Raw genomic sequence first — 6,341 nt, 5'->3', positions numbered from 1 at the left:
ACCCCGGACCCGCTGATTAAGAGTCAGCTGCTCTAACCAACTGAGCTAGCGGCGCGTGCTGACGGGAGAACACTACACCCTCCCCGACCTGCGGCGAAACCGGCTTTCCGGATCGAAACCCGGGGGCCCGCTGGTGGGCCCGTCCGGGGCTCGGAGGCCCGTCCGGGCCCGAGCGGCCCGGAAGGCCCGGGAAACGCCGAAAGCCTCCCCGGAGGGAGGCTCTCGACCGTCTGTGCGCCGCCAGGGACTCGAACCCCGGACCCGCTGATTAAGAGTCAGCTGCTCTAACCAACTGAGCTAGCGGCGCCTGCTGACCCGGGAAACACTACACGCCCCGGGCCGTCCGCCGAAATCGTGACGCCCCGGCCACGGAGCGTCGCTCAGCGCGGCGGCGGCAGCCGGCTCAGGAACACCTCGAACGCGGTCGGCTTCACCGCGTTCGCCCCGTCGAACGGGTAGTTCATCTCCTTGATCGCGATCAGCGACAGCGCGATCAGCCCGGCCAGGCTGAGCACCATCACCAGGTGCGCCCAGGTGTTGGAGAGGCCGAACAGGAAGGTGAAGGCGATGGTGACCACCGCGCCGGCGATCAGCGACGCCCACAGCAGCGGCGGCACGCAGTCGGCGATCAGGTTCAGCCGGGCCCGGCGCTTGCTGGCCAGGCCGTCCACGTGCTGGATCACGTTCTGGTAGAGCGCCGACTGCTGGTCGCCCTGCGGGTCGAAGGAGAGCGCGCTCTCGCGGATCTTGTACATCAGCGCGGTGGCCGCCGGGTCGCTGTGGTGCCCGGTCATCTCCGCCCACTCGGTGTCCACCACGGCGTGCGCGTAGTCGAGCGTCAGCCCCTCCAGCAGCGCGCCCTCGGGCAGCGGCATCTGCCGGGCCATCCAGTACACCCCGGCCAGCTCGTCCGCCTCCTCGAAGGTGGTGGCCTTCGCGGTCGAGGTGTTCTCCCAGACCACGATCACCACGAACGCCACCAGCACCGCGTAGAACGCGCCCACCGCGGCGAAGATGAACCCGGCCACGTCGTTGCAGTTCTCCCGGGCCGGGACGGACGCGTACTTCTGCACCAGCAGCATCGCCGCCGCGGTGCCCACCAGCGTGCCGACCAGGATCACGACATCGACCCAGTTCACGCCTGCCCCCGCTGCCCTCGGTGCCCCTGGTGTCCTCGGTGTCCTCGGTGTCCGACTGTGCGCATACGGTCATCACACCGTGCGGCGGCGGGCGGCGGCGAGCGGGGCTAGTCCGACCGGCCGTGCGACTGTCGCGGCCCCGTCGGGCGGCCCGTCGGGTGGTCCGCTCGGGTGGTCCGGTCAGGCGGCCGGGCGCAGTCGGACCGGCCACACCGGCAGGGCCCGGGACGGGTCGTCCAGGCAGGCGCCGGTGCGCAGGTCGAACAGGCGCTTGTGGAGGGGCGAGGAGACGGTCGGCGCGCCGTCCACGCTGCCGGTGATCCCGTCGGCGATCGCCCAGGCGTCCGCGAACGGGTCCCGGTTGCCGACCGCGAGCAGCTCGCCGGACGCGGTGCGGAAGACCGCGGCCTGGTCGCCGCCGGGCAGCAGTACGGCGGTGCCGGCGTCGGGCTCCAGCTCCAGTGCCCGGGTGTCGCAGACGGCGATCCAGCGGCCGTCCGGCGTGCCCAGTTCGACGGTGCGGGGCGGGTCGGTGCGGTGCACGGCGGCGGCGCTCCCCTCAGCGTGGGCGAGTGGGGTCTCCTTTTCGAACGCTACGCCCGGGGGCGGGCGCGGGGCAGGGCGGGAAGGGCCCGATCCGGCGGGACGTTCGTCCCGCCGGCCGGACCGTCCGTGGTGCGGGGCGCCGGTCGGACGCCGGGCGGCGCTGTCGGGCAGCGCGGTGATCACGAGGAGTTCGGGTCCTGCGGTCCACGGGAGCCGGCCCCGTGTCCACCCTCGTCCTTGACCTTCCGCGTTGCCCGCGAAGCGCCCTCGTCGTCCGTCCATCCGCAGAGGAATCTATCGGTCCAATTCGGACAGACGGGACAATCGACGCAACACGCGCCGAAATGGGCCAAGTTGTCACTCGGATCGCGCACTGCGGCGTCAACTCTGCATGACGGTTCATCAAAACGGGTGTAACCGGGACAACCGGCGTGCCGCACACGGTGCGTGCGCGGCCCGCCCCCGGCTGCCAGGATCCCCGGTGACCAACTCCCCGCCCGCGCCCGCCCCCTGCCGCGCGCGGCCCGCCCCCGAAGGCAGAGTGATGAGCGCCGCCCCCGACCCCTACCGCCCGGTCCGCCGGATGCTGGCCCGCGACCGGGCCGAACCCCACCGGGTCTCCACCCCGCTGGAACTGTTCTTCGACCTGTGCTTCGTGGTGGCGATCTCCCAGGCCGGACGGGAGTTGGCCCACGCCCTGGCCGAAGGGAAGGTCGCCCACGCACTGACCGGCTACGGCATGGCCTTCTTCGCCGTCTGGTGGGCCTGGATGAACTTCACCTGGTTCGCCTCCGCGTACGACGTCGACGACGTCCCCTACCGGCTCACCACCCTGGTGCAGATCACCGGCGTGCTGGTGCTCGCGGCCGGCGTCCCGCGGATCTTCGAGGACCAGGACCTGGCCCTCGGCGTCGCCGGATACGTACTGATGCGGCTGGCCATGGTCACCCAGTGGCTGCGCGCCGCCCGCGGCGAGAGCGGCCCGGCCCGGACCTGCGCGCTGCGGTACGCCGTCGGGATCACCCTCGTGCAGGTGTTCTGGGTGGTGCTGCTGTTCCTCCCGCACGGCACGCAGGGCCCGCTGTTCCCGGTCGGGGTGCTCGCCGAACTGGCCGTCCCGGCCTGGGCCGAGAAGGACGAGCGGACGCCCTGGCACCGGCACCACATCGTCGAACGCTACGGCCTGTTCACCATCATCGTGCTGGGCGAGACGGTCGCCGCCGCCACCGTCGCCATCCAGACCGCCCTGGACGAGCACCTCGCCGTCGCCGAACTGCTGCCGATCGCGGCCGGCGGCCTGCTGATCTGCTTCGGCGCCTGGTGGATCTACTTCACCGGCGGCCCCCACGACCACCTGCGCAGCAACCGGCAGGCGCTGCCCTGGGGCTACGGCCACTACGTGGTCTTCGCCGCGGCCGCCGCGATCGGCGCGGGCCTCGAAGTCGCCGTCGAACACGCGGTCGGCGCCGCGCACATCTCCGCCCGGGCCGCGACCGCCGCCGTGACCGTCCCCACCGCGCTGTTCCTGTTCACCGTCTGGGCCCTGCACTCCCGGCACCACAAGCGCGGCGCCGCCCAGCCGATCCTGCCGCTGGCCGCACTGTCGGTGCTGGCTGCGACCCTGGCCGGGGAGGCCGGTGTGCTGATCGCCGGCCTCCTGGTGGCGCTCGCCGTCGCCGCCGGCCTCACCCTGTCCGCGAAACGGAGTTGACCGTGCGCCTCGAAGACCTCCCCCACGCCCACCTGCTGCAACGCCACACCGGCCTGCTGCGCCCCGACGGGCGCTACGACACCGTGCACTTCGACGACCTCGCCCTCACCGGCCAGTTCGGCGGCGCGCACTTCCTGGAGTGCGCGTTCACCGGCGTGCGGGTCGAGGAGGCGAAACTGCGCCGGGCCGGGCTCAACGAGGTCTGGATCCAGGGGGCGCGGATGGTCGGGGTCGACCTGGCGGAGAGCGAGTGGCAGGACACCCAGGTCGAGGGCAGCGTGCTGGCGGGCATCTCGGCGTACGGCTCGGCGATCCGGCGCACCGTCTTCCGCCAGTGCAAGCTGGAGGCGGTCAACCTGCGCGGCGCGGTGTTGCGCGACGCGGTCTTCGAGGACTGCCTGCTGCGGGACGTCGACCTGTCGGACGCCAAGCTCACCGACGTCTCCTTCCCCGGCAGCACCCTGGACGAAGTCCGGCTGCGCGGCGCCACCCTGAAGAACACCGACCTGCGCGGCGCAGCAGCCCTCGGCCTCCCGGACGGGCACCTCGGGCTGCGCGGCGCGCTGATTTCGACGACGCAACTGCTGGATCTGGCACCGCAGTTCGCGCAGGCGCTGGGGATCACCGTGAAGGACTGAACGCGGAAGCCCGGACCCCTCGGGGAGGAGCGGTCCGGGCTTCCGCGTGGAAGGCGGGTGCGGTCAGACGGCCCCGAACTCGCCCGCCACGACGCTGGAGACGAAGGCGTTCCAGGTCTCGGTGCGGAAGGCGAGGGAGCCGCCCTCGGGGTCCTTGGAGTCCCGGACGGGGACGGTGCCGGGGATGTTGGCGGCGATCTCCACGCAGGTGCCGCCGTTGTTGCTGTAGCTGGACTTGAACCACTGGGGGTCGGTCACTGCAGTTCCTCTCGCACTGTGCTGATCAGCGCCCGGGATGCCGCCTGGGTCAGCGCTTCTACCTGGAGATGATGGTAGGCGACGAGCAGGGGCTGCACGGCTGCGGGATCGCGCTCGAACAGTCCCTCCTGGGCGGATTCGCTGTACGCCACCACCGAGTGGTCCGGCATCCGAAGCAGGTTGACCGTCAGGTCCAGGCTCCGGTTCGCGCCCATGGAGTACGGGGCGATCTGGAGCGTCACGTTCGGCAGGGCGGAGACCTCAAGCAGGCGGTCGAGTTGGGCCGTCATGACCTCGGGCCCGCCGATCGGGCGCCGGATGCAGCTCTCGTCGAGCACCACGTACAGCTGAGGGGCCAGCGGCTCCCGGGTGAGCAGCTTCTGACGGTTGGCCAGGACGTGGAGCCGCTCGTTGGCCTGGTCCTGGGTGATGGCCCCCCGGCTCACGGCGGCACCCGCCAACTCGGCCGCGTACTCCGGCGTCTGGAGCAGGCCCGGGATGATGCCGATCTCGAACACCCGTACTTCGGCCGCCTTCGCTTCGAAGGTCATGTAGTGGCTGAACCCCCGCAACAGGCTGCTCGTGCGCACGTCCAGGAAGAGGTTCGAGAACTTCTTTCCGGCTTCGAGCACCTGGTCGAATTTTCGAGCCAGCGGCAAAGTCGGCGGTTTGCGGCCGGTTTCCACGGACGAGATGTGCCCCGGCGAGTAGCCCGTGCGGGCGGCCAACTGGCTCTGCGAGATCCCCAGTTCCTCGCGTGTACGTCGGAGTTCAGCCCCGAATGCCTCGCGCGGGGAAGCCTCCGGCGTCAGCGGTTTGATGTTCAACGCGCCCCCATTCTTGCGGTTTTGCAAACTTGAAGACTGATCCAGCCTACGGGACAGTCAGTGCTCCCGGTAGCGAAACCGCTACGGAGCGGAGTGATCGGTGCGGTGCGCGCCGGTTCCGCAACTCCTTCGGTGGCTGATGCAGCTATCTGCGGTCGGCCCACGACGAAACAACCACCCGTCCCACCGGGACCCGTAGCGAGGCCAGGAGCCAAGTGTCGGAAACCGAGCGGTCCTTGCGGCGCCCCGGCGCCTCCCGTCCCCAATACCCCACCCCAGCAGCGAAGTTGACCATCCGGGTCTACCGATTGCGACCCGACGGCAGCCGGGTGGAGGTCTCCTCCTGCACCTCCGACGAGGACCAGCACCTGCCGCTGGTCTCGGCGCTGACCTGGCCGGCCTGCCGCTGCCCCCTGTGCACCGCCGCCGCCCGCGAAGACGCGGCCTGACCCCGAAAGGATCCAAGTGCTGTACGCCGGACAACCGTTGGTGGCCGTCGACGTCCTGCAACGCTTCCTGCGCGGCGGGTTCGCCGACTCCGAGCGGGCGGCCGACTCGCTGGAGCGCGCCTTCCATGCCGCCCGCCTCGACCCGCCGCCCGGCCTCTCGCCGGTCTACCGCGAGGATGTCGCGCCGGAGGCCGCCGGGCTCGCGCTGGGGTACGCCGGACTGCCGTGGGCGCAGCGGCTCGCCGAGGCGCTGGTCGAACTCGCGTTGTTGCGCGGCGAGTTCACCGCGCCCGCCCGAACGGCCGCCCCGGAGCTGGGAGCCACCTCGTGAGCGGTGACGTATTGCGGCAGCGCGCCTGGGAGATCGCCGAGCAGCTCGCCAAGGCTGGTGCCGGCGAGGCCCGACTGACCGTCGTCCCCGACGGCTACCGCGTCGAGCTGACCATCGTCCGCCCCGCCGACGGTTCCGCCGACGGCCCCGACGACCACCGGGCCGTCCTCAAGGCCCTCGCTCTCGGCGACCGCTGGGGCCACACGTACTCCCCGCCCTCCCGCAACAACGGCACCCCGCGCGAAACCGTCTGGAGCGAAGTCCGCGCCGAGTAGGGGGTCGGCGGGCCGCTCGCGTGCGATCCGCGAACCTACGTGAGGCGAATCACACCCAGGGGGGGCGGTCGGGGTGTCGTATTTCGCCCTGACTCGCCACTCTTTGCCGACTCTTGGCGAGAAGACGGTTCATCCGAAAGGTCCGCTTCGTTTCCGTCGTGCCGATT

General features: G+C 71.2%; 9 protein-coding genes and 1 tRNA gene. 5 read left to right on the top strand and 5 right to left on the bottom strand.

Annotated elements, in window-relative coordinates; translation table 11 throughout:
• Positions 1 to 233: 233 nt before the first annotated feature.
• From ACFUEL_RS08800 to ACFUEL_RS08790, 3 genes are all read right to left on the bottom strand, one after another.
• A tRNA-Lys gene (locus ACFUEL_RS08800) sits at positions 234 to 307 on the bottom strand.
• Between the two features lie 73 nt (positions 308 to 380).
• Positions 381 to 1,139, bottom strand: a complete 759-nt coding sequence (locus ACFUEL_RS08795; protein WP_380235344.1) for a DUF4239 domain-containing protein — start codon at positions 1,137 to 1,139, stop codon at positions 381 to 383.
• Positions 1,140 to 1,319: 180 nt separating this feature from the next.
• Positions 1,320 to 1,682 carry a nitrite reductase (NAD(P)H) small subunit gene (locus ACFUEL_RS08790; RefSeq protein WP_380235343.1) on the bottom strand — a complete coding sequence of 121 codons (363 nt, stop codon included), beginning with the start codon at positions 1,680 to 1,682 and terminating at the stop codon, positions 1,320 to 1,322.
• A 547-nt stretch (positions 1,683 to 2,229) separates the two neighbouring features.
• On the opposite strand from ACFUEL_RS08790, the gene ACFUEL_RS08785 reads away from it, so the two are divergent.
• Both ACFUEL_RS08785 and ACFUEL_RS08780 read left to right on the top strand, forming a co-directional pair.
• On the top strand, positions 2,230 to 3,396 hold the full coding sequence (locus ACFUEL_RS08785; protein WP_380235342.1) for a low temperature requirement protein A: 1,167 nt from the start codon (positions 2,230 to 2,232) through the stop codon (positions 3,394 to 3,396).
• Positions 3,397 to 3,398: 2 nt separating this feature from the next.
• Complete coding sequence (locus ACFUEL_RS08780; protein ID WP_380235341.1) at positions 3,399 to 4,034, top strand: pentapeptide repeat-containing protein; 636 nt, start codon at positions 3,399 to 3,401, stop codon at positions 4,032 to 4,034.
• A 63-nt stretch (positions 4,035 to 4,097) separates the two neighbouring features.
• Here ACFUEL_RS08780 and ACFUEL_RS08775 read toward each other — a convergent pair whose 3' ends face one another.
• The gene (locus tag ACFUEL_RS08775) at positions 4,098 to 4,292 is read right to left on the bottom strand and encodes a DUF397 domain-containing protein (protein ID WP_380235340.1); all 195 of its coding nucleotides are present in this window, start codon (positions 4,290 to 4,292) and stop codon (positions 4,098 to 4,100) included.
• On the bottom strand, positions 4,289 to 5,119 hold the full coding sequence (locus ACFUEL_RS08770; RefSeq protein WP_380235339.1) for a helix-turn-helix domain-containing protein: 831 nt from the start codon (positions 5,117 to 5,119) through the stop codon (positions 4,289 to 4,291). The genes ACFUEL_RS08775 and ACFUEL_RS08770 overlap by 4 nt, the downstream gene beginning before the upstream one ends.
• A gap of 308 nt (positions 5,120 to 5,427) precedes the next feature.
• Here ACFUEL_RS08770 and ACFUEL_RS08765 point away from each other — a divergent pair, with 308 nt between their 5' ends.
• From ACFUEL_RS08765 to ACFUEL_RS08755, 3 genes are read left to right on the top strand one after another with little or no spacing between them, the layout of a single operon-like run.
• On the top strand, positions 5,428 to 5,568 hold the full coding sequence (locus ACFUEL_RS08765; RefSeq protein WP_380235338.1) for a hypothetical protein: 141 nt from the start codon (positions 5,428 to 5,430) through the stop codon (positions 5,566 to 5,568).
• 16 nt (positions 5,569 to 5,584) lie between these two features.
• Entirely contained in the window at positions 5,585 to 5,899 is a 315-nt protein-coding gene (locus ACFUEL_RS08760; protein ID WP_380235337.1) for a hypothetical protein, read from the top strand.
• Positions 5,896 to 6,174, top strand: a complete 279-nt coding sequence (locus tag ACFUEL_RS08755) for a hypothetical protein (protein ID WP_380235336.1) — start codon at positions 5,896 to 5,898, stop codon at positions 6,172 to 6,174. The genes ACFUEL_RS08760 and ACFUEL_RS08755 overlap by 4 nt, the downstream gene beginning before the upstream one ends.
• The last annotated feature ends 167 nt before the right edge of the window (positions 6,175 to 6,341 follow it).

This window comes from Kitasatospora sp. NPDC057198 (assembly GCF_042670125.1).
GTDB lineage: Bacteria > Actinomycetota > Actinomycetes > Streptomycetales > Streptomycetaceae > Kitasatospora.
This window is presented reverse-complemented; position numbering and strand designations above follow the sequence as displayed.

What these genes read in the sequence shown, in the direction of transcription:
- ACFUEL_RS08785 (WP_380235342.1), top strand. Translation starts at nt 2,230, where the DNA reads ATGAGCGCCGCCCCCGACCCCTACCGCCCGGTCCGCCGGATGCTGGCC.